Genomic DNA, 23,710 nt, shown 5'->3' on the forward strand with positions numbered 1-23,710 from the left:
AAGCTATTTTCTCAATTTACTACTTTCATAAAATGCTATAGCAGCAGCATTAGAAACATTGATACTACCAACATCTTCTTTTTTCATGTCTATCTTCAACAAAAAGTCACAACTGCTCTTGATAAGACTTCTTATACCAACACCTTCTGAACCTAAAACCACAGCTAATTTATCATATTCACTAAGAGTAGTGTGTACAATACTTTCTCCTTTACAATCCAGTCCAACTATCCAAAAACCATTATTTTTTAACTGCGAGATAACATTTCTCAAATTTACAGCAATAACGCAATTAATGTATTCCAAAGATCCACTAGCTGCTTTTGCTACTGCACCACTTTCTATAACAGCGTGATCTTTAGCAACAACAACAGTATCAAAACCAAATGCCACTGCTGATCTAATAATAGCCCCAACATTATTTGGATCATACACCCTATCTAGTATAGCAATTTTTCTGGCCTCTTTAGGTATCTTTAATAATGACTTTCTTTTAACCTTGATTACAATACCTTGGTGCAAATTACCTGCTGTCATTTTTTGCAATAATATATTCTCCACAACCCTAAATCTTGCATTAGATGAAAGAATGTAATCACGCAATTCTAAAAATATTTTCGACGTACAAAATATATCAACTACTTTTCTTTTCTTATTTTTTATGCAGGCAATGGCCGCATGCTTACCATAAATTAAATGTTCTTCTGTCATAATCGTTTATATTTACTATGTGCGCAAAATTAGTGTGATAGTTGTTGTTATCAAATATTAAATGGGTTAGAATACGATCGTTGATATGCGTTTTCAATCAAATTTGCTCACTTTTATTAGCATCTTTATTTGAACCAAGTTATCAGATGATAAATGGTAAAACTAAAGGCTCAGTGGTAGTTTAATTGCCTATGTAGTGGTCCTTTGCACTCTTTTGGGGAGATGGCCGAATGGGATGGCAGCAGACTGTAAATCTGCCCGCGCAAGCGAGAGTAGGTTCGATTCCTTCTCTCCCCACCATGGACGCGCGGATGTAGCTCAATGGTAGAGCTCCAGCCTTCCAAGCTGGTGGCGTGGGTTCGATTCCCATCATCCGCTCCGAGAACAGCTCGGTCAGGTGTTTGCAGGTAATCCTGGTAAATAGGTAGATAATGCTTTATCACATTGATATAATACGTAATGAAATACTTAGTTTAATTGTAAGTAGATATGTCTCAAAAATACGAAAGAAATAAGCCACATTGTAACATAGGAACTATTGGTCACGTCGATCATGGTAAAACAACCTTAACAGCAGCTATTACTCACGTTTTAGCTAAAGAAGGAAAGGCGAAAATTAGAGAATACGGAGAGATAGATTCTGCGCCTGAAGAAAGAGAAAGAGGTATTACGATAGCCTCAGCTCACGTAGAATACGAAACCGAAAAGAGGCACTATGCTCATATAGATTGCCCAGGGCACGCAGACTATGTAAAAAATATGATTACCGGTGCTGCTCAAATGGATGGAGCGATATTGGTTATATCTGCAACAGATGGTCCTATGCCTCAAACAAAAGAGCACATTTTGCTCGCTCGTCAGGTTGGTGTGCCATCGATAGTCGTCTTCTTAAACAAGGTAGATATGGTGGACGATCCTGAATTAGTGGACCTTGTTGAAATGGAAGCTAGAGAAGAATTAAGTAAACAGGGGTTTCCTGGCGATGATGTACCAGTAATAAGAGGATCTGCTTTACAAGCATTGGAAGAAAAAGAAGAAGGTATAGCAGCTATCAAGTCTCTTCTAGATGCTGTAGACTCATACATACCTCAGCCAGAGAGAAATATTGATCAAAGCTTCTTGATGCCTATAGAGGATGTGTTTAGCATATCCGGAAGAGGGACAGTGGCAACTGGAAGAATAGAGCAAGGTGTGATAAAAGTGGGAGAGACCGTTGAGATTGTGGGTATCAAGGATACTACAAAGACTGTTTGTACAGGAGTAGAAATGTTCAAAAAGCTTCTAGACAGAGGGGAAGCTGGTGACAATGTTGGTTTGTTGCTAAGAGGTGTTGAAAGAAAGCACATTGAAAGAGGGCAAGTAATAGCTGCACCAGGTACTATTACACCACATGATGAATTTGAAGCTCAGATATACATATTGACCGCAGCAGAAGGAGGTAGAAAGACCGCCTTTGATGCTAAATATAAACCTCAATTTTACTTCAGAACAACTGATGTGACGGGAGGATTTACCTTCCCAGATTCTATGCAAGTAGTAATGCCGGGAGATAATATAACCGTGCAGGTGAAGCTCATATCAAAAATTGCAATGTCAGAAGGATTGAAGTTTGCGATCAGGGAAGGAGGTAAAACAGTTGGGGCTGGTGTAGTGTCTAAGATTATACATTAGTAAGGTTTTTTCAAGCAGGTTAGAGTTAACAAATTATGTCAAATCAAAAGTTAAAAATTAGAGTAAAAAGTTACGACTACACCCTAGTAGACAAAACTGTTAAAGACATAATGAAAATAATAGCTGGAGTGGGAAATGAAGTAAGGGGTCCTATTCCTCTTCCTGTGAACGTGAGTAAAATGACATTAAACACTTCGCCTGGACAAGATAAAAAGGCCAGAGAGCAATTTGAGATAAGGGTGTCAAAACGCCTCATAGTTGTCATTTGCCCGACGCCGCAAATTGTTGAAGCCTTGGAAAAATTTGAAGTTCCAGGCGGAATAGATATAGAAGTTGCTTTATCATCTTAAGTTTAAATTAAAGAAGTATTATGTTGCAGGGATTGCTTACGAAAAAGCTTGGAATGACGAAAATATGTTTAGATAGTAATGAGGTAGTACCAATAACATTACTACAAGTTATACGATGTGTGATAGTAGGAAAAAAGACCTTAGAAAATGATGGTTACGAGGCCTCTGTGTTGGCGTATGGACTTGCTAAAGACAAATCTTTAAAAAAGTCTCATAAGGGTATATTAAAAAAGGCAAACGTGAGCGGGTTGAAACATTTATGTGAGGTAAAAGGTTATACAAATGTAGCTGTAGGAGAGGAAGTATCTATAGACAATCTTGAAGCTGGAATTTTAGTAGATGCGTCTGGCACCTCAGTTGGTAAAGGATTCAGTGGTGTTATGAAAAGACATAATTTCGGTGGAATGTGTGCATCACATGGTGTATCTATAGCACACAGATCTCAAGGTTCTACCGGAGGCTGCCAAGATCCAGGTAAAGTATTTAAAAATAAAAAAATGGCAGGTCAATTAGGTAACAAGAAAGTAACCGTGCAAAACCTTAAAGTGGTGCAAATAGATAAAGAAAGAAATATATTATTTATAAAAGGCGCTGTTCCAGGGGCAAAAAATTCCCTAGTTAAAATAAAATCAGCGGTCAAACAAGCTGTACATTATAATGTAAAAAACTAATGAAGCTTAACAAAAGAATATATCATGGCTGAAAGTAATTTTTTAAATTTCCTAACCGCTGAAGTGCAAGGAAAGATAAATTTGAGTGACAAAATATTTAGCTCTAAGCCTTCTTGGGCTAATATAAAAAGGTATATTGACTGGCAGATGTCAAATTCCAGACAAGGTACTAGAAAAAGTAAAACGGTCTCTGAGGTATCTGGAACTGGAAGAAAATCACACGCTCAAAAAGGATCAGGACGAGCGAGACAAGGTGGAAAAAGAGAAGTACATATGAGAGGAGGGGCAACGGTACATGGACCTGTAGTTAGAAGTCATGCTACAAAATTGCCAAAGAAATTGCGTAATATTGGACTCATTTCTACTATTTCTGCAAAGTTTAAAAAAGGAACAATGGTTTTTGTAGATCATCTAAAAATGGAATCTATATCTTCTAAACAGTGTCATAAAATCTTAAAACAATTATCTTCACTACGATCTACCTTATTAATCACTGATTCAGTAGATACAAACTTGCATCTTTCTTGCAGGAATATAAAAAATTGCAAATTGTTGCCTACAGTTGGTATAAATGTACTGGATCTTGTAAAATATGAATCCGTTGTGGTGTCAACTGAAGCTGTAAAAAGTTTAGAAGCTAGGTTAGCATGAAGAATATAAATCTATACGACATAATCAGAAGGCCACTGGTAACTGAAAAGGCATTGAAGCTGGAGAGTGAGTATGTTGACAAAAAGAAATACTTATTTTATGTTTCGAAAAAAACAAATAAGAAAGAAGTTGAGGCTGCCGTCTCACGCATCTTTAATGTAAAAGTTATAGGTGTGAACATGCTAAATGTTAAAGGTAAGGTAAAGTCTTATAAAAGGACTTTAGGAAAAAGGCCAGATATGAAAAAGGCTGTGGTAACTGTGCAAAAGGGTGACACAATAAAAGAAATAAGTGATATTATAAGGCAATGAAACTGAAGAAATATAACCCAACAACCCCAGGAACGAGATTTTTAATTAGAGAAAATACTTCTCATTTGTGGAAAGGATCTCCTATAAAAAGCTTGGTGCATGGCGCTAAAAGTAGTGGTGGCCGTAACAATCTTGGTAGAATTACGTGCAGACACAAAGGCGGGGGACATAAAAAGAAATATAGGTTAATTGACTTCAGAAGAAACAAAGAAAATATTCCAGCGGTTGTACAAAGAATCGAATACGATCCTCATAGGTCAGCTTTTATAGCACTTGTGAAGTATGAAGACGGAGAATTATCGTACATTTTAGCAACGGATGAAATGAAAAAAGGGTATGAGGTAATCAGCGCAGCTGATGCTGAGGTAAAGTCGGGTAATTGCATGACGTTAGACAATATTCCAGTAGGGTCTGTTGTACACAATGTAGAACTTAAACAGGGTAAAGGTGGACAAATAGCAAGATCCGCTGGTGCGTACGTAAAAATAATCGGAAAGGATAACGGCTATGCTCAAGTAAAAATGGTATCCTCAGAGGTGAGGATTATTCCTCTCACTTGCAAGGCAACAATAGGAGTGGTCTCAAATGCTTCTCATAAAAATGCTGTTTATGCAAAAGCGGGAAGGTCTAGATGGCGTGGGATTAGACCAACTGTCAGAGGAGTGAGTATGAACCCTGTTGATCATCCCCACGGAGGTGGAGAAGGGAAAACTTCAGGAGGTAGACATCCTGTAACTCCTTGGGGAAAATCTACGAAAGGAAAAAAGACTCGTAAAAATAAGAGTACTAATAAATTCATATTAAGGTCTCGTAAAAGGTAGGTATGGCTAGATCTGTTTGGAAAGGTCCATTCTTTGACAATTATTTGTTAGGAAAGGTAAAAAAGGTAAAAGAGTCGGGAAAGTACGAGGTAATAAAAACTTGGTCTCGTAGGTCCACCATATTGCCATCATTTGTAGGAATTACATTTGGTGTACATAACGGAAAAAAATTCATCCCTGTGTTAGTTACAGAAGATATGGTAGGAAGAAAACTTGGAGAATTCTCTCCCACTAGAAATTTTTCTAGTCATTCTGGTGATAGAAAAGCAAAAAAGGGATAAAAAATGAAAAGAGAAAAAAATGAAGCAATTGCTTCTGCCACAAACTTAAGAGTAAGTCCAAGAAAATTAAATCTAGTTGCAGCGCTAATACGCGGAATGAGCACTAAGGAGGCGATTACACAGTTGACGTTTTGCAGAAAAAGAATAGCAAAAGATGTCAAAAAATGTGTAATATCAGCTATTGCTAATGCAGAAAATAATCACAGATTAAGAGCAGATCAGCTAATTATCACAAAAGCGACAGTTGGTAAATCTGCTTGTATGAAGCGCATAAGAGCAAGGGCTAAGGGGAGAGCTTCTCCTATACATAAATTCTTCTCAGGGATTTATTTAACTATAAGGGAAAAAGAAAATGGGTCATAAAGTACAAGCGAATTCATTTAGGCTAGGACCAAAGCTGTGCAACAATTGGCATATCTTGTCTTATTCAAGTAAGAAAGACTATTCAAATGTAGTTGCTCTTAATCTCACGATCAGAGCTTGGATAAAAAGGGAGTTTAAACAAGCACAGATATCAAAAATAGTTTGTGAATTATGTAAGACTAAGGTAAATATATCAATCTCTTGCAAAAGACCTGGTTTAATAGCTGAAACTGGGGGTGCTGGAATAGATCGTATTAAGCAAGCAGTAAATAAGATCACAGGAGTAGAAAGAATTCTCGTATCTGTAGAGGAGACAAAATATCCAGATTTAGATGCGACACTTGTGGCAAATACTGTAGCGACTCAAATACAAAAGAGAGTTTCTTTCAGGAGAGCCATGAAGCGTTCGATCCAATCAGCAATGAAGCAGGGTGCTAAAGGTATTAAAATTGTTTGTGCTGGAAGACTGGCCGGAGCAGAGATTGCAAGAACAGAAAAATATATGGATGGTAAGGTTCCTTTACATACTCTAAGAGAAAAGGTATCTTATGCTCTTGCAGAAGCAATCACACCGTATGGAATAATTGGCATAAAGGTTTGGATATGCTTACAAGGAAGAGAAACTACCAGTAAAAAGAAAGTGTAGAAAGGTATATTAGAATATGTTAGCTCCGAGTAAACAAAAATATAGAAAGATGCAAAAAGGGCGAGTTGCTTCCGTTTCAAAAGGTGGTACTACCTTAGCTTTTGGATCTTTTGGACTGAAAGCTTTACAGATGGATCGTATCACGTCCAGACAAATAGAAGCTGCTCGTATTGCAGCTACTAGGTATATGAAAAGAAAAGGTAAAATGTGGATAAGGGTCTTCCCTTCTATACCTGTATCCAAAAAACCAACGGAAGTAAGAATGGGTAAAGGTAAAGGTTCTCCTGAGTGTTTTGTCTTTAGAGTTTCTCCCGGAAGGATATTGTTCGAGGTAGATGGAGTAAGTAAAGAGGAGGCAATGGAAGCTTTGAGATTAGCTGGAGCTAAAATGCCAATTAAGACAAAAGTAACTATAAGACAAGGGTTAGCGAATCTATGACGGCAGACAAAGATGATGATTTTTTACACAATGCTTTTAAAGAGATAAACTCTTTAAAAAAGGATTTATTCCAGTTGAGATTAAAAAAGTCGTATGGAGACAATAAAGATACATCTAAGCCGAAAAAGATACGAGTCAAAATTGCTCAAATTTATACCTCTATATCTTTGCGCAAAAGAAAAATTTAAACATACAACTAATTTAAGATGCCGAAAAGAATTTTACAAGGAAGTGTGGTAAGCGCAAGTCGTGATAAAACTGTCTCTGTTTTGGTAAAAAGAAGATTTACATCTCCTTTGTACAAAAAAATAGTCAGTAGAACTAAAAAATATCATGCACATGACAGCAAAAACATGTATAAAGTCGGGGATAAAGTGAAAATAGAAGAAAATTCTCCTATCTCAAAGACTAAGAAATGGGTAGTTTTGTATTAAAAGCTTTGTTTAATAGAATTAGTTTAGAAATTTAGAATAAAGATATAGTCATGATTCAAATGCAGACGATTTTGGATGTCGCGGATAATTCAGGAGCTAAGAAGGTAATGTGCATCAAAGTTTTAGGAGGATCAGGTAAAATGTGTGCACAAATAGGAGACATAATAGTAGTTTCTATAAAAGAAGCTATGCCAAACTCAAAAGTTGGAAAAGGAGAAGTTCATAAAGCTGCTATAGTACGCACCCGTTCTGGCATTGCTAGAAAAGATGGAGGTGCTATAAGGTTTGGTTCCAACTCCGTGGTATTACTAAATAATAATAAAGAGCCGATTGGCACCCGTGTTTTTGGTTCAATACCAAGAGAGCTGCGAGCAAAAAACTTTATAAAGATAATCAATTTAGCACCAGAAGTGTTATAGTAAAAAGAAGTTTATGTCAAAAAAGATAAAGAAAGATTTAGAAGTTGTAATACTGACTGGCAACGATAAAGGTAAAATTGGTAAAGTAATTAAGGTAAACAGACAGTTAAGGAAAGTTTTAGTTTCTGGTATTGCTTTGAAAAAAAAACATAAAAAACCGAATAAAGAAGATGTCGGGGGTATAATAATACAAGAGTCTTTTATAGATCTTTCAAACGTTGCACTTAAAAAGGATAAGTAAAGAGAATATGGACCGTTTTTGTGATTTATATAAAAAAAAGATTGTACCATCTTTAAAAGAGAAGTTTGGGTATAAAAATTTGCATCAAGTCCCCAAAATGGAAAAAGTAGTGCTAAGTATGGGAGTTGGAGCTGCAGTGACAGATGGAAAAAAACTTATAAGTGCAGCAAAAGAGCTGGAGCTTATAGCAGGACAAAAATCTATTACGACAAAAGCAAAAAAATCAATATCTTCTTTCAAATTAAGAGCCGGTATGCCAATAGGGTGTAAAGTTACTTTAAGAAAGTCAAGAATGTATGAATTCCTGGAGCGCTTGGTGTTAACTGCGCTGCCAAGGGTAAAAGATTTTAGAGGTTTCTCAAATAAGGATTTTGATGGAAGGGGAAATTTTTCTTTTGGCATAAAAGAGCACATAGTGTTTCCTGAGATAGATTATGATAAGATCAGCGAGATGAGGGGTCTTGGTGTTTGCTGTGTTACGTCAGCACGTAACAACGAGGAAGGGCAAGCATTGCTGGAGGGTTTCTTTATGCCTTTTATCAAATAAGAAAAGCTAACATAAAAAAGACTTAAGTATTATAGAAATGGCAAAGTGTAGTGTGATAGCAAGAAATAAGAAAAGAGTTGCGATGTGCGCCTCTTTTACTGCAAAGAGAAAAAGTCTGAAAGAGATAATATATGATAAAAATTTACCTTTAGCACAAAGATATGAAGCGGTAAAAGCATTAAATGAGCTTCCTAGAAATTCTTCTGCTGTTAGAATAAGAAATCGTTGTTCAATCACAGGTAGGCCTAGAGGAGTATATAGAAGGTTTGCTTTATGCCGTAATAAAATTAGAGAACTATCTGGTCAGTGTTTGCTTCCAGGTTTAGTAAAAAGTAGTTGGTAATTTATGATATCAGATCCATTGGCAGATATGCTAACTAGAATAAGAAATGCGCAAAGCTGTCGTCTTCTTTCTGTTTGCATTCCTTTTTCAAAATTAAAGCTTAGCGTATTAAATGTTTTGCTTGAAGAAGGGTATTTAAAGGACGTATCAGTAAAAGAAGAGCCAAGTAAAAGAAAGTATTTGGTAGCAAAACTTAAGTATTTTGGATATAAAGTCTACGGAATAAAAGAGCTAGTAAGAATTTCTAAATCAGGAAGAAGGGTATATTCTTCTATTAAAGATTTGGAACCAGTAAAAAACGGGTTAGGTGTGTGTATTTTATCTACCTCTAAAGGAGTGATGTCAGATAGAAAAGCTCACGAATTAGGAGTAGGGGGAGAAGTTTTATGCAAAGTATTTTAATTAAAGAAGGAAAGGTTGTTTTGGTATGTCAAGAGTAGGAAAAGTACCTATAGTTCTTCCACATGAGGTATCGTGTGAGATAAACGAAAGAACGTGCAAAGTACAAGGGCCAAAGGGGAATTTGGTCTTTTCTATTCCGTCAGGTGTGAAGGTTGTGGTAGAAACGAATACTGTGTTTGTGTCGGCTGAAAATAAGGGGGCAATCGCTTCTTACGGTACTACTAGAAGTATAATAAACAACATGGTTATAGGAGTCTCGCAAGGCTTTGAAAAAGAAATAGAAATAACCGGAACAGGGTACAAGGCCTCATGTTGTCCTAAGTATTTATACCTGGCTTTAGGAAAAAGTCATGGTATTTGCATAGAGATACCAAAAGACATAGAGGTGAAAATTACAAAACCTACGTCTGTGTTGCTGCGATCTATAAATAAAGAAACATTAGGACAATTTGCCGCTTTGGTGATTCGCCAAAGACCTACTGAACCTTATAAAGGTACTGGAGTTAGAATAAAAAATGTGCCAGTATTTAGAAAAGAAATAAAGAGAAAGTAGTGATCCATGATAAAAAATAAAAAAAGAATAGAAAGGAGAAAATCTAGAGTGAGAAATAAAATTGCCAAAGTGGCAAGTGAGTACAATAGACTTTCAATAACAAAATCACGTGCTCATATCTCGTGTCAGATTTTTTCTGTCAAAAAAGACGGTAAAACTTATACTTTAGCATCAGCATCTTCTATGGAAAACTCTTTGAGAAAAAAATCTGCATCAAACTGCAATAAAGATATGGCAACTAAAGTAGGGGGCCTCATAGCAGATCGAGCAAGCAATGCGGGTATTACGAAAGTAGTATTTGATAGAGGTCAACATAAATATCATGGAATTGTAAAAGCTTTTTGTGATGCTGCCAGATCTAAGTTAAACTTTTAGTATATTATTTATAAATGCAGAAAGATTTTAGAAATAAAAAGATACACCAAACAGAGGAAGAATCGCAGATCAGTGAATCTGTCTTAAGTGTTAGAAGGGTAACAAAGGTAGTGGAGATGGGTAGAACTTTTTCCTTTTCCACTTGTGTTGCTGTAGGTGATAAGGCTGGAAGAATAGGATTTGCTTCCGGACATGCAAGTGAAGCATTGAGTTCAAAAGCAAAAGCTGTAAATAAAGCCAAAAGACGTATGATGTCTTTTCCACTTTATCAAAAGAGAACAATACATCATGATGTTCAAGGAAGAAGCGGTGCAACAAAAATTTTGTTAAGAAGAGCATCAGCAGGAACAGGAATAATAGCCGGAGTTGTAGCAAGAGCAATTCTAGAAAATCTTGGTATAAAAGATATTGTGGCTAAATCTCATGGATCATCTAATCCATACACTGTAGCAAGAGCTATACTAAATGCATTAGGTAATTTATGCTCTCCTGGGTCAATAGCAAAAAGACGAGACAAATCGATACATGATATTTCTATTAATGCCCATAAAGAAAAAATGGTCTTAAGAACAGTAGTTGCAAAAGAAGACAAAAATGCACAAAATGAAGACTCTGTTGTTGATACCGCGGTACAATAGAGAAAAAAGTTCTTTTTATAAGGTTTTACGTAATTTGATATGCTAAGTTTAAATACATTAACAAATCCAAAAGGGAGTAAATCTTCTAAATTGAAGGTAGGAAGAGGAATTGGTAGTGGAAAAGGTAAAACATGTGGAAGAGGTGTGAAAGGGCAAAAAGCAAGATCTGGCGTTTCGATACGCTTCTTTGAAGGTGGACAAACAAGCTTGATTAAAAGATTACCTAAGCGTGGTTTTAATAGTTTGAGTCAAAATACTACAGAAACTAAGCTCTTTACCGTGGATGATATTGCAAGGATAGTATCTCAAGATACCACTAAACAGTTTGTATTTAGTTTAGATAATCTCATCAAAGCAGGTATTATCAAGAAAGGAAAGAAAATTTGTGCAAAGGTAGTCTTGGGTAAAAAACAGCATGATGCGGCTCTTTTCCAAAATGTAGAAATCAGTATACCTTGCTCCAAAGCAGCAAAGAAAGCTCTAGAAGCTCTTGGTGTAAAGCAAAGATGACCTTTGTATCTTCTCTCTAATCCTTTTTTATATATACACCAAGAAGCTGAAGAGCTATTTACATTTACAGTATCACACAACAAGAAGGAGGAACATCGTATTGAAGATTTGTCAGAATGTGTGGACGATTATCTTCTGCTATAATTCCATCAATATCTGACATCTCAGGCCACAAGGTAATAGCCTTTGGAAGCGTAGCATGACCAATACGCTCTATCCCCCCTTTTACCATACGCACAGTAAAATATTTGTTTCTCATATGTACACGATTACTCACTACTGTGTCATTATCATAATTGTTAATATCCTCAGAAAATAATCTATAAACGCCACACCTTTCAGCACTCACCTCGACTTTTTGTCGTTTGTTGAGAGGATGATACGCTTGTTGTCCACGTATCTCACTCATTTTTGTGAATTTAGAAGTTATCTCTTGTGCAACTTTATCCTTTCCAATAGGACCGGTATGGTACGCAATCTCTGCATATATTCTGGGATTCCATCCTAGGTTAGGTAGTGTCACATGCAAAGTATCATTATTTTCTATCGCCTCTATCCCTTCACTTCCAGCAGTACCAATATAAGCAGTAAAGAATATTTTGGTTATAGCACCAACGCCCAAATTATCTATGCAAGCACGTCCTCGCCTTTGTACGTTACACAGCGCATTCATTACCTTTTGCAGTATGACCCCTTGTCCATCATTTTGTAAAAATTTTGAAGACAGTTCATCTCGCTCTGCTACGTTACGGCCATCAATATCTGCCCCAGCCCCATGTCGCTCTCTGGCATGTCCTCTCTCTTCAGTACCAGCAATATTTGTATGTGTTAACATATCTTCTATGTTGTTTTGAGTATAAAAATGGTTGTAAGTCATTATACTACCTATAGTTTTAAAAATTGAATTATGATTTATATAAAAAGCAATTATTTTTTTATCCTGCAATTGGCTATATTAGTTATTATATAATAGCTATAATATATATTATGGAAAATAATAGGTTCGGTTGAGAAAAATATCAAGCAATAATTTTTATAATTTATAGTTGTATAATATATAAATTGCAAGCGCCAAATATTTTAACAGCAAGCTTTTTGAGAACTAGCTTTGCAATTACCACAAATCACACATCACAATAGAAAAAGGGATAATTAGAGATATACAAACTCAAGAAAGATGCACAAGAAGGATCAACTACAATATCAAAAAAGCGTAGAAAAGTGACAGATGCTGAGTTTTGGAAGAATAATAATTCCCCATTTGAAGTGAGAAAACTAAACTCTTGCTAGTACAGTGATGCATTATATAGCCAGCAATACTCCTCAAAACATATGAAAGCAACCGTGAAAGGTTCACTCATTTATGCGCAACATTATGTCAATAGAATTAAAAAATACCGGATTTTTATAAAGAGAAACGGTATACAACCCACTAAATGTAACCTCAGATGAAACGCTAACCTACAACAACGCCTCTCAATAGATCACTTTCAGAGTAATAATCTATTGAGCAGCAGCTTGTGCAACTGCAGATGAAACACTCTCTATGAGCCTTGTGTCAAACACAGAAGGAATGATATGGTCTGGTCCGTATATAATATCACTAGAAATAGGATTTCTTGCCAAACCTGATATTGCATAGGCCGCAGCTATCTTCATAGCATCCGTAATATCTTTTGCTCTTGCATCTAAAACTCCTCGAAATAAAAAAGGAAAACATAATACGTTGTTAATTTGGTTTGGATAATCAGATCTTCCAGTAGATATAATAGCATCAGGTAGTACAGACTTTACCACTTCAGGCAAAATTTCTGGATCAGGATTTGCTAAAGCGAAAATAATAGGCTTTTTTTGCATAGAAAGCACCATTTTTGTTGTCAGTACCCCCTTTACCGATAAACCAATAAACACATCAGAATCAAGCACTGCTTCGCTAAGAAACCGTTTTTTAGTATCAATAGCGTATCTAGCCTTCCAAAAATTTAAATCTTGTCTATCACTGTGTATCACTCCCTTAGAATCACAAATAATAAGATTACTTTTTGAAACTCCAGCTTTTACCAATAAATCAGCACATGCAATACCAGCTGCCCCTGCTCCATTTATCACGATCTTTGCTGATTCCAAAGATTTTCCTTGTATGTCTAAGGCATTGATCAAACCTGCTAGTACCACTATTGCAGTACCATGTTGATCATCATGAAAAACTGGGATATCCACTTCTTGTTTTAAACGCTCTTCTATAATAAAGCATTCGGGAGCCCTTATATCCTCAAGATTGATTCCACCCCAGCCAGTAGAAATAAGCGATACCGTTTTTACAAAATCATCAACATTGGAAGTATTTACTTCAATATCATAAGCATCTATATTTGCAAACTTCTTAAATAATGCTGCTTTGCCTTCCATCACAGGCTTAGACGCAAGAGCCCCTATATTTCCTAAACCTAAAACCGCACTGCCGTTCGTAACAATTGCAACTGTATTACCTTTTGCTGTATAAAGGTAGGCGTTTTCGGCATCTTCTTTAATTGACATGCAAGGAAAGGCTACTCCAGGAGAATAAGCTAGAGATAAATCTTGCTTTGTTGAACAAGGCTTAGTAACAGACACAGCTATCTTACCCTTAGGGGAAGAGCTATGGTATTGCAGAGATTTTTCTTTTAACACATCAGAATCATTCATAAACTTTTACCTTAAATTTTTACCTTTAATGAAACACGCTCATAATAAATGCCAAACTAAATATTGCAAGAACAGTCTGAACCGTAGCAATAGAAGCATCTAATTCTGCATCACCACCTAACTGCCTAGATAAAACCACTACACCATTTGCACAAGGCAAACAACTGTATAGTAAGGCAATACTTCTCATCATCCCTTCTACTCTTAGCAATTTCAGCATACATACTGCTATAATAGGCAAAATGAGTAACTTTGTAATAGTACTTAAGCAAATCTGAGGAATGTATACTCTTTGTATTTTAAGCCTCAACTCCCCCCCTATAGTTAAAGAACCTATACCTAATGCAGCCTGACCTAAGACATGAAAAAACTGCTGCAACCCATGAGGTAACACAACGTTGTTGTAGCTAAAGAGAATCGCACAACTACTGCTAAATATAATTGGATTTTTAAGCAATTTAATTACCACTGCAGTAACAGCCTGCGTCCTACTTTTTGAGGAATGTTTCTTTCTACCTATATACGTATCAAATGCCAAAACTGATATAGCATTCACCAAGGTAATCATGTACACAATTACAATAGATGCAATTCTATTAGCCTCATCTCCAAATAATGCCTTACCTAAAGCTAGGAAAACATAAGTATTGTACCTTATACTACACTGCAATACAGATGGAAACCTTCTATTTGGAATTGACTGACTATATCTTTGGTACCAAATTAAAGCAGAACATACTAAAACATTAGTTAAAATGAGAGCTATAACCATACTCATAGATCCCTTCAACTTGAAGTTCGCCTCACTCAAATAACTAAATAATGCTGCAGGAAGAAATAACGCATACGACATCTGTTGCAGCCCCCTCCAAAACTCATCTGAAGAAATCCAGTACCTTCTTATCAAATGTCCAGAAAGAACGATAAGAAAAATAGGCAGCACGCTCTGGAAAAACATTAAAAACATGCTACCACCAAACATTAATATTATTTATACAAAAGGCCTAACGCAATACCCTACTCTATTTATGAATAAGCTGTTATTTACGTCCTAACTTATTATCCCTCTTACCAAACCGCAATCCTTGATTAGACAAAGACTTCTTAGAATACACCCCTGCCATTCCATGATTTGAAGCAAGGTATAATCCATAGTACACCTCACTCCTTGCCTTAAAAACTTTCTTATAATACTGAGAAGATTTATAAGGATCTTTAGAATGATAACATCCTATCGCTCTTGGCCAACTGTGATACCTATCATATTGCTTACGCAGAAAAGACGCACTGTATTTAATATTACAAGCAGGATCCAATGCCTTATCTAAGGAAGCAAAAGAACGTGCATGATACCTTAAGTTCACCTGCATACAACCAACGTCAATATTCCTAATGCCTCTATTAAGCATGCGATTAACAAACCTCTTAGCCTCTCCTTTAGAATCAAACCTATATCCCTTTCCCTCTACGCTCACAGCCCAAGGAGCTGGTACTCTATACCTAAAATCTCCACAGCTTGTGCCACTCTCAACAAGAGAGATAGCGTGCATCGTACCACGAGGAATTCCATACAACCTCTCATAGTAATGTATCCATCTAATACATTTACTTATATCACTTAATCTTTGATCACAAAAAGCCTGCACAGGCACAAGAACAACAACAAGCACATACATGCAAAACAGTAGCCTATTTCCGACACTATTAACACACACTTTTATAAACGACAAAACCGACGCAAAATACGGTAACATCTTAATTAGAACCTATTAAAACCAATTCGTTTTATTTACATAAATTACATGCTAGCTTAATTATAGCAATAATACACTCAATCAAAAAGCTATAATAAATAAACAAATAAACATACTAGTAGCAAGCATATATAATACTCTTTTACACTAAGTTAACTTCACCTACACAAATAAGGCATTTTAACCAAAAGTATCAGAACATCTTCATGCTATTCAAGAATATCTTTATGCTGTGCAACTATATACAGATAGTTAATCTATCAATTTTTTGAATTTAATCAATTACGTAGATTAAATTGTCACTCTTTTTATAGAAACAAATTGCAATTTATGCCATACTCGCGACCATGGAATGATAAATACGTAACTTATTTTTCATCAACCTAATACTTTAAAACGACTTAAAAAAATGGGTTTCGACATATTCAGCATCTTAGTGCTTGTGTTTTCTTGCTCTATGGGTATCTGGAAAGGAGGAGTACGTACCTCCCTCAGCGCGATATTTTTCGCAATTACAGCAGCAATAGTGATAATGCTTGTGCCCTTTGCTAAAAAGATATTATCATCTTACATAAAAAGTGAGATTGTCTTAACAGTAACTTCATTCGTCGCTACATACATTTTTGCTAGCATAATCGTTTCAATATTAGAAAATATACCAGAAGTCTCACAACCTTGCTCTATAGATAGAATATTTGGGTGTATAGTTGGAATGTTAAAAGGTGTAACTTTGTGTACAGTGGCATTTGCAGCCTGCGTTGTTGTTAGCACAGAAAGCTATAACAATGCAAAAAATGCGTGGGAATTAGTGCAAAATGTAAAATCTGCCAGCTCTCCTAAGTGGGTAAAAAAAAGTGTGTCTGCAGAAATATGCTCTACTATAATTTGGCAAATATCTTCACTTATAAATACAAAATCTTTACAGAATTTTTTGTCTAAGATACACTTCTGATCTAAATATGAATAACGGATAACTTACGCTTATTCTGAATAACGGATAACTTACGCTTATTCTGAATAACGGATAACTTACGCTTATTCTCATTATTTAATAAAAGTAGTTAAAATAATTTTTGTAGCCTGAAGATCCTCTATGCAATACTATTGTTCTATAGTTCATGCTTTACGATAAAAATTCTAAATTTACATATGACAAAATCAAACAAAACTCAATCTGATAACACTAACAAAATTGAAGCTCTGAATGCAGCAATTGGACAAATAGAAAAGGCTTTTGGTAAAGGGTCTGTAAGAACGTTAGGAGAAGATTATAAAAAAGATATAGAAGTTGTACCAAGCGGCTCTCTCGCGTTAGACGTTGCACTTGGCGCAGGAGGTTTTCCTAAAGGTAGAATAATTGAAATTTTTGGACCAGAAAGCTCAGGCAAAACAACATTAGCACTTCATACCATAGCAAAAACACAAAACAATGGAGGAACGTGTGTTTTTATAGACGCAGAAGGGACTTTTAATTCCCTGCACGCTGAAAACATAGGTGTAAATATGTCTAACCTGATTTTGGCAGACAGTCTATACAGCGGAGAGGATATATTGGAAAGTGTAGATACTTTGATAAGATCTGAAGCTGTAGATGTAATAGTAGTAGATAGTGTCGCAGCTCTAGTACCGAAAGCAGAAGCGGAAGGAGATATGGGAGAAAATCATATAGGACTACATGCCAAACTCATGAGTCAAGCTTTAAGAAAAATAACAAGATCTCTCTCTCATAGCAAATGTGTCCTGATTTTCATAAATCAGTTAAGAAAAAAAATAGGAGTACTATACGGTAACCCAGAAACTACTCCTGGAGGCGAAGCACTTAAATTTTACGCATCTGTAAGAATTGATATAAGACGTATAGGAGGAATAAAAGAAGGAGAGGTAGATATAGGCAACCAGATAAAAATAAAAGTGGTGAAAAACAAGGTATCTCCACCATTTAGAATAGCCTTTACAGATATATTGTTCCGTGGCGGTATTTGTGAAACGAGCGAGATAGTAACGTTAGGCACAGACTTAAATATAATAGAAAAAGCAGGAGCCTGGTACTCGTACAACAATACAAAAATTGGGCAAGGAAAAGACAAAGCAAAACTCTACCTAGAAGAAAATGAAAAGGTGAAGGCAGAAATTAAAGATAAAATTTTATCTTCTATATTCGTGAAAGATAAAAACAACGCTAGAGATAAAAACAACGCTAAAGACAAAAAAGAATAACTATCAATTATGTTATCATTAAATGAAAACTCTGTAGCACTGGTAACAGGAGCGTCTGGTAGTATAGGCAGAGCCATAGCACTTGGATTGCACAAAGCGGGGGCCCACGTGGTAATCAGTGGAACAAACAAAGATAAACTTGAAAAACTTGGTCAAGAACTGAAAAATAACTACGAAATTCAGGTATGCGACCTACGCGACATAGACGCGTGTTCAGCCCTTATAGAAAGTATACCAAACTTAGGTATTTTGGTGTGTAACGCAGGAATAACAGATGATGGACTCGCGATACGAATGTCTGATGAGACTTTTCATAAAGTGATATCTGTGAATCTTGAATCGAATTTTGCACTCAATAGACAAGCAATAAAATCGATGTTCAAAAGAAGATTTGGAAGAATAATTAACGTCGCATCCGTAGTAGCAATAAGTGGAAATAAAGGACAAGTAAATTATTGTGCATCAAAAGCAGGATTGATTGGGATGACAAAGTCAATAGCACTTGAAGTAGCCTCCAGAGGTATTACGGTCAATTCAGTGGCACCAGGATTTATCTTGTCTAACATGACGGAAAAATTACCACAGGAATACAAAGCAGAAATAATGAAAAAAATTCCTCAAGGGCGTTTTGGTATGCCAGAAGAAATAGCTAATGCCGTGCTATATCTCAGCAGTACAGAAGCATCTTATATAACAGGACAAACATTGCACATCAACGGTGGCATGCTAATGATCTAGTTAATATAATTAATTATTCTCTAGAATAGATAAAACAAGATCTAAAATCCCTCCACGCCCTTTTGTTTTGAACTGCACAAACAACCATGAAAAAAAGAGACTCTGTTGCAGAAACACACCTTAAACGCTGTTGTCATCTAAAGCATTAGTAGAAGCCGCTTTTATATATATATCTAATGATCTACTAATACACACAGACATAAATTCAACATAACTTTCTTTAGCACCAGCATATTGTGCCTTTTCTAAACAGTCTATATATTCCATTCTATCTTCTTTTCTAACGATTGCAGGAGGGTATCCATTCATCATAAGAATCATATTCATAAGTAACCTAGCAACACGACCATTACCTCTTAAAAAAGGCCTAATAGAAAGAAGTCTACTATGTGCTTCTAACGCTATGGTAATAGGATGATCTTGACTTCCAGAGATATATTCTACTAACTCTTTCACTAATCCTTGCACACGTGTTGGATTAGGAAATGTCACTACAGATCCACAAAGTCTTACAGGAATGGTCCTGTATTTACCGGCATTACTCCTACCTGTACTAAGCAAAATCTTGTGATGCAGATCTAATATATCTTTCTCTGTAATATCCTCTAATCTATTACGTGCCTGATCATTAACAAAATCTATTGCATTTGCATAATCTTTTATCTCTAAATGTTCAGTTAAAGTTTTGCCACCTATAGTTATATCATTCATAACTAATAAATTTGTCTCTTGCCTAGTAAAAGTGTTGCCATCTATAGCAGTATTGGTGTAACTCAATTCCACCACAAACCATTCTCTCAAATTATCTAATATAGCCGGAGATATAGGCCTTAAAGAATCTAACTGTTCTTTTTTTTTGATAAGTTCTGAATACATAATTTAACTTTAAGTTGTTAATTTTTAGTTATACTAAATGATATGTAATTTAATGTAAAGTATATTAATCAAAGATACTATAAATTCTAAAATAAATGTCAGAAATAAGCATACTTTACTAATAGTGCAGGATATTAATACATCAGTAAACTTATATAGATCACTCCTTTTTATATGAACACAAATAATTGTTTGTAATTACAAATTTCCATAATCTATAAAAATAGTAAGATAGATAAAATCACACAATCCAAATATACTTTTGACAAAAATATGGTATCATGTGATCTCGTCTAACTTGATCTAATTGTAAATCAATGAAGTAGAATATGTATAGGCAATCATTGATGATTAAGTTATTTTTAAGTGAATTTAAAGTTGTATTTGTTTTTATGAATAAATTGCCGTAGATTGTTAAAAAAGATGTTGATATCATACACTTAAAAGCTATTGGCAAAAGCCGATCATACGAGATACAATAAATGATTGTCACTCGAATAAAAATCGCTAAGCCAAAAATTCTCAGTAAATGCATAATTTTGAGTGAACATTTAAATATTAAATAGGTTAATTAAATATGTCTAATGATGTAAAAAACGATTCTGAAAATAAAGAAGATTTCAATAAAACACTTGATAAAGTAATTGATGTAGCTTCCGATACTTTGAAAATTAATAAAGAGAAAATTTCGCCAGATTCTCTTTTTGTAAAAGATTTAGAGCTGGATAGTTTAGATATGGTAGAGCTTGTTATGGCATTAGAAGCCGCCTTTGATTGCGAAATACCAGAAGAACAGGCAGAGAAAATTACTTCTGTAAAAGAAGCTGCCGAGCATATAACGAAGCTGAAAAGTGGCTAATTGTGTGTTACACTTACGGAGTGTGAAATGTCTCAATTCGTAAAGTATAATTAGAAAGAATGAAAGAACGTAGGATAGCGATCACCGGTGTAGGCATGGTAACGCCATTGGGGCGTGATGCGCGCACAACTTGGGATAGCATTCTAAACTGCAAGAGCGGAATAAGACAAATAAAGTCATTTGACGCAAGCAGGCATAACTGTCGCATAGCAGGAGAGATAGATAATGAATTGCTGCAATTTACTCCAGAAGGCTGTATAGCCGAGCGTGACCTAAAGAAAATGGGACGTTTTATGCAATTCGGTTTTGGTGCAACGCATGAAGCGATAATTGATTCTGGCATAAATCTTTTAGAGGACAATAAAAAAGATAGTATTGGAGTGTATCTTGGCTCTGGTATAGGAGGGCTAGGAAACATAGAAGAAGCAAGCGTTGAATTTAATAAAGGAAAAAATATCTCACCATTTTTCATACCATCTACCCTTATTAATTTGTTAGCTGGACAAGTATCAATAAAGTACGGTTTTACAGGACCAAATTTATCAGTTGCAACAGCTTGTACAACAGGAGCACATGCAATAGGAGAGGCAGCAAAAATGATAAGATATAACGAAGCAGATATAATGATTGCAGGAAGCGCTGAAGCTTCTATAACCCCGTTAGGAGTAGAAGGATTTTGCGCTTGCAAAGCTTTAACTACAAAGTTTAATACAAATCCAGAGGCCGCATCCAGACCCTGGGATGTCAACCGAAGCGGTTTTGTAATGTCAGAAGGAGCAGGTGTAGTTATACTAGAAGAGCTTCAGCATGCAAAAAATCGCAATGCAAACATATACGCCGAACTAACAGGATATGGCACAAGCGGAGATGGGTACCATTACACATCACCACATCCAGAAGGCAAGGGAGCTTTGTCATGCATGAACAAAGCTCTTAAAGACGCAAATATTCATCCACAAGATATAGATTACGTAAATGCCCATGGAACCTCTACACAGGTAGGAGACAAAATAGAATTAGTAGCAGTGCAAGATCTTCTTTTTGCTGCTAATTCAAAGTTAGTGATGTCATCTACAAAATCATCATTAGGACATATGTTAGGAGCAGCGGGAAGTGTGGAAATAGCACTTTGCGTCCTTGCTATGAGAGATAGCGTAGCCCCCCCTACGATAAATCTTGATCAACAGATCTCTGAAGTCAAAATGAATCTTGCAAGAAACGCCCCTCATGAAAAACGAATGCATTATATAATAAGTAATTCATTTGGATTTGGAGGTACAAACGCTAGTATAGTAATAAAATCAGTTTAGCAATATTTGAGTTTATGGAGGAAAACAGCATATTATCTAAGCGTCACGTATCTTACGCACAGTCAAAACCAATACAAAGAGAAACCTGTGTTGAAAAAGTAGCATCTGTAGTAATTGAAATTTTGGAACAAAAAAAGGCACTTAGTATCAAAGTATTCCAAAACCATCCTTTAGCAAGCTATATCATAGTTGCGGAACATGAATCAGCAAGAGGTATACAAGCCATTGCACAACATGTTGGCTTTGCTCTAAAACAGTGCTCAAAATATGAAATAGGATACGATGGGTTTGAATCATCAAAATGGGTAGCAATAGACGCACAAGACATAATAGTGCATTTGCTTACTAATGAGGCACGCATAGAATACGAAATAGAAAATCTATTACAACAAGCCTCTGAGGAAATTAATCTTTCTGCATTAATGCAAAACTGAAGCATGTCATCTTGCTCCCTGCTTACGCCGCTGTAAGTAAAGGTATATATAAAGAGGTGCACTAGAAAACAAAAAGGCTAGTATAGCAAATATCACCGTCTTGATATCGTTACTACATATACCAAAAATGGAAAACACTACAACATATAACCCCATAAAAGCATATCTACAGCTAATCTTTCTATTTTTCTTTGCTAGAATAAGACATAGTGACACGGCACACATCGCATACACAAGCAAAAAGATAATCACGCTAACATCTATCACTAACTCTAATTGATCTATAAATCTTTTTTGCAAACAAAACACCAAAAATACAAAAACCAATAAGGAAGCAATGAACATACTAACGTAAGGAGCACCATACTTATTTTTCTTCGCAAAAATACTTGGAAAAAAGCCATCATCAGCAAGATTAGATGCTAAATGCCCACCAGATAATGTCCAAGCATTTAAGTTATTAAGACACACTATCACTGCAATAAACGAAATAATTACGTCAATTCTACCAGCATTTACAAAAATTGCCTTAGCCGCTTCAGAATAAGGAGCAGCAGAGTCTGCAAGCACTGAAACAGGTACAACAGCCCTCACACCAACACTATTTATAAAATACAATGCAACAAGTGATAAAGTTCCCCAAAAAATAGCTTTTGGTACATTTTTACTAGAACCTTGTACTGAGATCGAAGGAGCGGTAATAGCCTCTACTCCTATAAAACTCCACATTGCTAAAAAGCTTGTTTTTTGCAGCACCTTCCATACATTTTCACCATCAGAAATAAAGGGAATGAAGTGCTCATAATTAAATTTCAAATACAGTCCAAGAATAGGAATACAAATTAAAGGTATTACTTTTAAAATTACTAAAAACAAACCATATATTCCAGCCGCTCCTATACCAAATAAATTAATCAAAAACACAATCATAAGCATACAAAATTCAAGCAGTATCACCTTAAAAGTAGACAACGACCCGAATACAGAAGATAGATATCCAATCGCTGTCACAATAAGCGCCGTGTTACTGATCACAGAAATAATCCAATAAGACCATCCTATTAAAAATGCACATTGCCTGCCAAACGCAGCTTCCACATATACATGAACACCTGCCCTATCAGGAAAAAGCGTAAACAACTTTGCAAAAATGAGTGCAAGGCACATAGCAACACTACCAGCTATTACCCATCCAAATAGTCCAATGGACGCATGCCTAGCAAAGTAAGCTGGTAACATAAACACCCCTACTCCTAACTGACAACTTATTACCAAAGCAATAAGAGAAAAGGTACTAATTCGTTTCATCAATAGATCGTTAATTAATTATTTATTTTAACTATGGGTTTATACCCCATATGCATTTTTCAATTGCAATAGAAACCCATCCTATCACTACTATTGCAAAACTCAACAAATATAAAGACAATGAGACTATACATTTTTCAACAAACATAACA

At 35.7% G+C, this 23,710-nt stretch carries 34 protein-coding genes and 2 tRNA genes; 29 read left to right on the forward strand and 7 right to left on the reverse strand.

The window, feature by feature from the left end; all coding sequences use genetic code 11:
• Positions 1-3: 3 nt before the first annotated feature.
• Positions 4-711, reverse strand: a complete 708-nt coding sequence (locus FZC37_RS02395; protein WP_148952125.1) for a TrmH family RNA methyltransferase — start codon at positions 709-711, stop codon at positions 4-6.
• Positions 712-927: 216 nt separating this feature from the next.
• On the opposite strand from FZC37_RS02395, the gene FZC37_RS02400 reads away from it, so the two are divergent.
• From FZC37_RS02400 to rplO, 23 genes are all read left to right on the forward strand, one after another.
• Positions 928-1,011 (forward strand) — tRNA-Tyr (locus FZC37_RS02400).
• Positions 1,012-1,018: 7 nt separating this feature from the next.
• Positions 1,019-1,089 (forward strand) — tRNA-Gly (locus tag FZC37_RS02405).
• Positions 1,090-1,200: 111 nt separating this feature from the next.
• Positions 1,201-2,382, forward strand: coding sequence for an elongation factor Tu (tuf, locus tag FZC37_RS02410; RefSeq protein WP_148952126.1), 1,182 nt, complete (start codon positions 1,201-1,203; stop codon positions 2,380-2,382).
• 35 nt (positions 2,383-2,417) lie between these two features.
• Positions 2,418-2,732: a 30S ribosomal protein S10 gene (gene rpsJ / locus FZC37_RS02415; RefSeq protein WP_148952127.1), complete on the forward strand. Its 315-nt coding sequence runs from the start codon at positions 2,418-2,420 to the stop codon at positions 2,730-2,732.
• Between the two features lie 20 nt (positions 2,733-2,752).
• Positions 2,753-3,403, forward strand: a complete 651-nt coding sequence (gene rplC, locus FZC37_RS02420; RefSeq protein ID WP_148952128.1) for a 50S ribosomal protein L3 — start codon at positions 2,753-2,755, stop codon at positions 3,401-3,403.
• Positions 3,404-3,427: 24 nt separating this feature from the next.
• Entirely contained in the window at positions 3,428-4,054 is a 627-nt protein-coding gene (gene rplD / locus FZC37_RS02425) for a 50S ribosomal protein L4 (RefSeq protein WP_148952129.1), read from the forward strand.
• Positions 4,051-4,365: a 50S ribosomal protein L23 gene (rplW, locus tag FZC37_RS02430; protein WP_216363368.1), complete on the forward strand. Its 315-nt coding sequence runs from the start codon at positions 4,051-4,053 to the stop codon at positions 4,363-4,365. Before rplD ends, rplW begins: the two co-directional genes overlap by 4 nt.
• Entirely contained in the window at positions 4,362-5,186 is an 825-nt protein-coding gene (rplB, locus tag FZC37_RS02435; RefSeq protein ID WP_148952130.1) for a 50S ribosomal protein L2, read from the forward strand. The genes rplW and rplB overlap by 4 nt, the downstream gene beginning before the upstream one ends.
• Before the next feature lie 2 nt (positions 5,187-5,188).
• Positions 5,189-5,467 carry a 30S ribosomal protein S19 gene (gene rpsS, locus FZC37_RS02440; RefSeq protein ID WP_148952131.1) on the forward strand — a complete coding sequence of 93 codons (279 nt, stop codon included), beginning with the start codon at positions 5,189-5,191 and terminating at the stop codon, positions 5,465-5,467.
• Between the two features lie 3 nt (positions 5,468-5,470).
• Positions 5,471-5,830: a 50S ribosomal protein L22 gene (rplV, locus tag FZC37_RS02445; RefSeq protein WP_148952132.1), complete on the forward strand. Its 360-nt coding sequence runs from the start codon at positions 5,471-5,473 to the stop codon at positions 5,828-5,830.
• Positions 5,820-6,476, forward strand: a complete 657-nt coding sequence (gene rpsC / locus FZC37_RS02450; protein WP_148952133.1) for a 30S ribosomal protein S3 — start codon at positions 5,820-5,822, stop codon at positions 6,474-6,476. Before rplV ends, rpsC begins: the two co-directional genes overlap by 11 nt.
• Before the next feature lie 16 nt (positions 6,477-6,492).
• Positions 6,493-6,915, forward strand: a complete 423-nt coding sequence (gene rplP, locus FZC37_RS02455; RefSeq protein ID WP_148952134.1) for a 50S ribosomal protein L16 — start codon at positions 6,493-6,495, stop codon at positions 6,913-6,915.
• Complete coding sequence (rpmC, locus tag FZC37_RS02460; RefSeq protein ID WP_148952135.1) at positions 6,912-7,103, forward strand: 50S ribosomal protein L29; 192 nt, start codon at positions 6,912-6,914, stop codon at positions 7,101-7,103. Before rplP ends, rpmC begins: the two co-directional genes overlap by 4 nt.
• 18 nt (positions 7,104-7,121) lie before the next feature.
• Positions 7,122-7,349, forward strand: a complete 228-nt coding sequence (gene rpsQ / locus FZC37_RS02465; protein ID WP_148952136.1) for a 30S ribosomal protein S17 — start codon at positions 7,122-7,124, stop codon at positions 7,347-7,349.
• A gap of 50 nt (positions 7,350-7,399) precedes the next feature.
• Entirely contained in the window at positions 7,400-7,768 is a 369-nt protein-coding gene (gene rplN, locus FZC37_RS02470) for a 50S ribosomal protein L14 (protein ID WP_148952137.1), read from the forward strand.
• A gap of 13 nt (positions 7,769-7,781) precedes the next feature.
• The gene (rplX, locus tag FZC37_RS02475) at positions 7,782-8,009 is read left to right on the forward strand and encodes a 50S ribosomal protein L24 (RefSeq protein WP_148952138.1); all 228 of its coding nucleotides are present in this window, start codon (positions 7,782-7,784) and stop codon (positions 8,007-8,009) included.
• A gap of 7 nt (positions 8,010-8,016) precedes the next feature.
• The gene (gene rplE / locus FZC37_RS02480) at positions 8,017-8,556 is read left to right on the forward strand and encodes a 50S ribosomal protein L5 (RefSeq protein WP_148952139.1); all 540 of its coding nucleotides are present in this window, start codon (positions 8,017-8,019) and stop codon (positions 8,554-8,556) included.
• A 37-nt stretch (positions 8,557-8,593) separates the two neighbouring features.
• Positions 8,594-8,899, forward strand: coding sequence for a 30S ribosomal protein S14 (gene rpsN / locus FZC37_RS02485; RefSeq protein WP_148952140.1), 306 nt, complete (start codon positions 8,594-8,596; stop codon positions 8,897-8,899).
• A gap of 3 nt (positions 8,900-8,902) precedes the next feature.
• Complete coding sequence (rpsH, locus tag FZC37_RS02490) at positions 8,903-9,301, forward strand: 30S ribosomal protein S8 (protein WP_148952141.1); 399 nt, start codon at positions 8,903-8,905, stop codon at positions 9,299-9,301.
• Between the two features lie 25 nt (positions 9,302-9,326).
• A complete protein-coding gene (gene rplF, locus FZC37_RS02495; RefSeq protein WP_148952142.1) occupies positions 9,327-9,854 on the forward strand; it encodes a 50S ribosomal protein L6 in 528 nt (175 codons plus the stop codon).
• A gap of 6 nt (positions 9,855-9,860) precedes the next feature.
• Complete coding sequence (gene rplR, locus FZC37_RS02500) at positions 9,861-10,229, forward strand: 50S ribosomal protein L18 (protein WP_148952143.1); 369 nt, start codon at positions 9,861-9,863, stop codon at positions 10,227-10,229.
• A gap of 14 nt (positions 10,230-10,243) precedes the next feature.
• Positions 10,244-10,867, forward strand: coding sequence for a 30S ribosomal protein S5 (rpsE, locus tag FZC37_RS02505; protein ID WP_148952144.1), 624 nt, complete (start codon positions 10,244-10,246; stop codon positions 10,865-10,867).
• Positions 10,868-10,906: 39 nt separating this feature from the next.
• Positions 10,907-11,377 carry a 50S ribosomal protein L15 gene (gene rplO / locus FZC37_RS02510; protein WP_148952145.1) on the forward strand — a complete coding sequence of 157 codons (471 nt, stop codon included), beginning with the start codon at positions 10,907-10,909 and terminating at the stop codon, positions 11,375-11,377.
• 64 nt (positions 11,378-11,441) lie between these two features.
• On the opposite strand, the gene FZC37_RS02515 is transcribed toward rplO, so the two are convergent.
• From FZC37_RS02515 to FZC37_RS02530, 4 genes are all read right to left on the reverse strand, one after another.
• Complete coding sequence (locus FZC37_RS02515) at positions 11,442-12,254, reverse strand: hypothetical protein (protein WP_148952146.1); 813 nt, start codon at positions 12,252-12,254, stop codon at positions 11,442-11,444.
• 626 nt (positions 12,255-12,880) lie between these two features.
• A complete protein-coding gene (locus FZC37_RS02520; protein WP_148952147.1) occupies positions 12,881-14,062 on the reverse strand; it encodes a malic enzyme-like NAD(P)-binding protein in 1,182 nt (393 codons plus the stop codon).
• A 25-nt stretch (positions 14,063-14,087) separates the two neighbouring features.
• Entirely contained in the window at positions 14,088-15,029 is a 942-nt protein-coding gene (locus tag FZC37_RS02525; protein ID WP_172619341.1) for an AEC family transporter, read from the reverse strand.
• A gap of 73 nt (positions 15,030-15,102) precedes the next feature.
• Positions 15,103-15,738, reverse strand: coding sequence for a transglycosylase SLT domain-containing protein (locus tag FZC37_RS02530; protein ID WP_216363371.1), 636 nt, complete (start codon positions 15,736-15,738; stop codon positions 15,103-15,105).
• Between the two features lie 487 nt (positions 15,739-16,225).
• On the opposite strand from FZC37_RS02530, the gene FZC37_RS02535 reads away from it, so the two are divergent.
• The 3 genes from FZC37_RS02535 to fabG all read left to right on the forward strand — a co-directional run bounded on the left by FZC37_RS02535 (position 16,226) and on the right by fabG (position 18,771).
• The gene (locus FZC37_RS02535; RefSeq protein WP_148952150.1) at positions 16,226-16,768 is read left to right on the forward strand and encodes a CvpA family protein; all 543 of its coding nucleotides are present in this window, start codon (positions 16,226-16,228) and stop codon (positions 16,766-16,768) included.
• Between the two features lie 197 nt (positions 16,769-16,965).
• Positions 16,966-18,033, forward strand: a complete 1,068-nt coding sequence (gene recA, locus FZC37_RS02540; RefSeq protein ID WP_148952151.1) for a recombinase RecA — start codon at positions 16,966-16,968, stop codon at positions 18,031-18,033.
• A gap of 9 nt (positions 18,034-18,042) precedes the next feature.
• Entirely contained in the window at positions 18,043-18,771 is a 729-nt protein-coding gene (gene fabG / locus FZC37_RS02545; protein WP_148952152.1) for a 3-oxoacyl-ACP reductase FabG, read from the forward strand.
• A gap of 120 nt (positions 18,772-18,891) precedes the next feature.
• On the opposite strand, the gene FZC37_RS02550 is transcribed toward fabG, so the two are convergent.
• The gene (locus FZC37_RS02550) at positions 18,892-19,647 is read right to left on the reverse strand and encodes a Fic family protein (protein WP_172619342.1); all 756 of its coding nucleotides are present in this window, start codon (positions 19,645-19,647) and stop codon (positions 18,892-18,894) included.
• A gap of 577 nt (positions 19,648-20,224) precedes the next feature.
• Here FZC37_RS02550 and acpP point away from each other — a divergent pair.
• From acpP to rsfS, 3 genes are read left to right on the forward strand one after another with little or no spacing between them, the layout of a single operon-like run.
• Positions 20,225-20,506 carry an acyl carrier protein gene (gene acpP / locus FZC37_RS02555; RefSeq protein ID WP_148952154.1) on the forward strand — a complete coding sequence of 94 codons (282 nt, stop codon included), beginning with the start codon at positions 20,225-20,227 and terminating at the stop codon, positions 20,504-20,506.
• Positions 20,507-20,565: 59 nt separating this feature from the next.
• On the forward strand, positions 20,566-21,816 hold the full coding sequence (fabF, locus tag FZC37_RS02560) for a beta-ketoacyl-ACP synthase II (RefSeq protein ID WP_148952155.1): 1,251 nt from the start codon (positions 20,566-20,568) through the stop codon (positions 21,814-21,816).
• A 14-nt stretch (positions 21,817-21,830) separates the two neighbouring features.
• A complete protein-coding gene (gene rsfS, locus FZC37_RS02565) occupies positions 21,831-22,250 on the forward strand; it encodes a ribosome silencing factor (RefSeq protein ID WP_148952156.1) in 420 nt (139 codons plus the stop codon).
• A gap of 6 nt (positions 22,251-22,256) precedes the next feature.
• Here rsfS and FZC37_RS02570 read toward each other — a convergent pair whose 3' ends face one another.
• Entirely contained in the window at positions 22,257-23,558 is a 1,302-nt protein-coding gene (locus tag FZC37_RS02570; protein ID WP_148952157.1) for an APC family permease, read from the reverse strand.
• Between the last annotated feature and the right edge of the window lie 152 nt (positions 23,559-23,710).

The organism is Candidatus Sneabacter namystus (genome assembly GCF_008189685.1).
Lineage (GTDB): Bacteria > Pseudomonadota > Alphaproteobacteria > Rickettsiales > Rickettsiaceae > Sneabacter > Sneabacter namystus.

Excerpts from the sequence above, each read along its gene's own strand:
- FZC37_RS02395 (WP_148952125.1), bottom strand. The coding sequence starts at position 711 with ATGACAGAAGAACATTTAATTTATGGTAAGCATGCGGCCATTGCCTGC.
- tuf (WP_148952126.1), top strand. The coding sequence starts at position 1,201 with ATGTCTCAAAAATACGAAAGAAATAAGCCACATTGTAACATAGGAACT.
- rpsJ (WP_148952127.1), top strand. The coding sequence starts at position 2,418 with ATGTCAAATCAAAAGTTAAAAATTAGAGTAAAAAGTTACGACTACACC.
- rplC (WP_148952128.1), top strand. The coding sequence starts at position 2,753 with ATGTTGCAGGGATTGCTTACGAAAAAGCTTGGAATGACGAAAATATGT.
- rplD (WP_148952129.1), top strand. The coding sequence starts at position 3,428 with ATGGCTGAAAGTAATTTTTTAAATTTCCTAACCGCTGAAGTGCAAGGA.
- rplW (WP_216363368.1), top strand. The coding sequence starts at position 4,051 with ATGAAGAATATAAATCTATACGACATAATCAGAAGGCCACTGGTAACT.
- rplB (WP_148952130.1), top strand. The coding sequence starts at position 4,362 with ATGAAACTGAAGAAATATAACCCAACAACCCCAGGAACGAGATTTTTA.
- rpsS (WP_148952131.1), top strand. The coding sequence starts at position 5,189 with ATGGCTAGATCTGTTTGGAAAGGTCCATTCTTTGACAATTATTTGTTA.
- rplV (WP_148952132.1), top strand. The coding sequence starts at position 5,471 with ATGAAAAGAGAAAAAAATGAAGCAATTGCTTCTGCCACAAACTTAAGA.
- rpsC (WP_148952133.1), top strand. The coding sequence starts at position 5,820 with ATGGGTCATAAAGTACAAGCGAATTCATTTAGGCTAGGACCAAAGCTG.
- rplP (WP_148952134.1), top strand. The coding sequence starts at position 6,493 with ATGTTAGCTCCGAGTAAACAAAAATATAGAAAGATGCAAAAAGGGCGA.
- rpmC (WP_148952135.1), top strand. The coding sequence starts at position 6,912 with ATGACGGCAGACAAAGATGATGATTTTTTACACAATGCTTTTAAAGAG.
- rpsQ (WP_148952136.1), top strand. The coding sequence starts at position 7,122 with ATGCCGAAAAGAATTTTACAAGGAAGTGTGGTAAGCGCAAGTCGTGAT.
- rplN (WP_148952137.1), top strand. The coding sequence starts at position 7,400 with ATGATTCAAATGCAGACGATTTTGGATGTCGCGGATAATTCAGGAGCT.
- rplX (WP_148952138.1), top strand. The coding sequence starts at position 7,782 with ATGTCAAAAAAGATAAAGAAAGATTTAGAAGTTGTAATACTGACTGGC.
- rplE (WP_148952139.1), top strand. The coding sequence starts at position 8,017 with ATGGACCGTTTTTGTGATTTATATAAAAAAAAGATTGTACCATCTTTA.
- rpsN (WP_148952140.1), top strand. The coding sequence starts at position 8,594 with ATGGCAAAGTGTAGTGTGATAGCAAGAAATAAGAAAAGAGTTGCGATG.
- rpsH (WP_148952141.1), top strand. The coding sequence starts at position 8,903 with ATGATATCAGATCCATTGGCAGATATGCTAACTAGAATAAGAAATGCG.
- rplF (WP_148952142.1), top strand. The coding sequence starts at position 9,327 with ATGTCAAGAGTAGGAAAAGTACCTATAGTTCTTCCACATGAGGTATCG.
- rplR (WP_148952143.1), top strand. The coding sequence starts at position 9,861 with ATGATAAAAAATAAAAAAAGAATAGAAAGGAGAAAATCTAGAGTGAGA.
- rpsE (WP_148952144.1), top strand. The coding sequence starts at position 10,244 with ATGCAGAAAGATTTTAGAAATAAAAAGATACACCAAACAGAGGAAGAA.
- rplO (WP_148952145.1), top strand. The coding sequence starts at position 10,907 with ATGCTAAGTTTAAATACATTAACAAATCCAAAAGGGAGTAAATCTTCT.
- FZC37_RS02515 (WP_148952146.1), bottom strand. The coding sequence starts at position 12,254 with ATGACTTACAACCATTTTTATACTCAAAACAACATAGAAGATATGTTA.
- FZC37_RS02520 (WP_148952147.1), bottom strand. The coding sequence starts at position 14,062 with ATGAATGATTCTGATGTGTTAAAAGAAAAATCTCTGCAATACCATAGC.
- FZC37_RS02525 (WP_172619341.1), bottom strand. The coding sequence starts at position 15,029 with ATGTTTTTAATGTTTTTCCAGAGCGTGCTGCCTATTTTTCTTATCGTT.
- FZC37_RS02530 (WP_216363371.1), bottom strand. The coding sequence starts at position 15,738 with ATGTATGTGCTTGTTGTTGTTCTTGTGCCTGTGCAGGCTTTTTGTGAT.
- FZC37_RS02535 (WP_148952150.1), top strand. The coding sequence starts at position 16,226 with ATGGGTTTCGACATATTCAGCATCTTAGTGCTTGTGTTTTCTTGCTCT.
- recA (WP_148952151.1), top strand. The coding sequence starts at position 16,966 with ATGACAAAATCAAACAAAACTCAATCTGATAACACTAACAAAATTGAA.
- fabG (WP_148952152.1), top strand. The coding sequence starts at position 18,043 with ATGTTATCATTAAATGAAAACTCTGTAGCACTGGTAACAGGAGCGTCT.
- FZC37_RS02550 (WP_172619342.1), bottom strand. The coding sequence starts at position 19,647 with ATGTATTCAGAACTTATCAAAAAAAAAGAACAGTTAGATTCTTTAAGG.
- acpP (WP_148952154.1), top strand. The coding sequence starts at position 20,225 with ATGTCTAATGATGTAAAAAACGATTCTGAAAATAAAGAAGATTTCAAT.
- fabF (WP_148952155.1), top strand. The coding sequence starts at position 20,566 with ATGAAAGAACGTAGGATAGCGATCACCGGTGTAGGCATGGTAACGCCA.
- rsfS (WP_148952156.1), top strand. The coding sequence starts at position 21,831 with ATGGAGGAAAACAGCATATTATCTAAGCGTCACGTATCTTACGCACAG.
- FZC37_RS02570 (WP_148952157.1), bottom strand. The coding sequence starts at position 23,558 with ATGAAACGAATTAGTACCTTTTCTCTTATTGCTTTGGTAATAAGTTGT.